This is a genomic window from Pseudomonas sp. 51_B (assembly GCF_017491595.1).
GTDB classification, from domain to species: Bacteria; Pseudomonadota; Gammaproteobacteria; order Pseudomonadales; family Pseudomonadaceae; genus Aquipseudomonas; species Aquipseudomonas promysalinigenes.
Map to the genome: position 1 here is coordinate 1 of NZ_JAFGYW010000619.1, position 238 is coordinate 238.

A 238-nucleotide genomic window follows, 5' to 3' on the forward strand; every position below is an offset into this window, starting at 1 on the left:
CCCCGACTGCACGGCGGCCACCTCGGACGACGCCGAGGTGATCATTACCAAGCCCAGGCCAAGCAGCGCCAGGCAACCGGCCAGCAGCGGGAAGTCCAGGTCGATGCCACGGCCGCTGATCAGCGGCCGTGGCATCGACCTGGACTTCCCGCTGCTGGCCGGTTGCCTGGCGCTGCTTGGCCTGGGCTTGGTAATGATCACCTCGGCGTCGTCCGAGGTGGCCGCCGTGCAGTCGGGG

At 69.7% G+C, this 238-nt stretch carries 2 pseudogenes; one reads left to right on the plus strand and one right to left on the minus strand.

The features are described from left to right. Positions 1–135: pseudogene (locus J5M56_RS26460) on the minus strand (cell division protein FtsW); the annotation flags it as partial. On the opposite strand from J5M56_RS26460, the pseudogene J5M56_RS26465 reads away from it, so the two are divergent. Continuing rightward, positions 104–238 (plus strand): annotated as a pseudogene (locus tag J5M56_RS26465) (cell division protein FtsW); the annotation flags it as partial. The pseudogenes J5M56_RS26460 and J5M56_RS26465 sit on opposite strands and share 32 nt — an antisense overlap.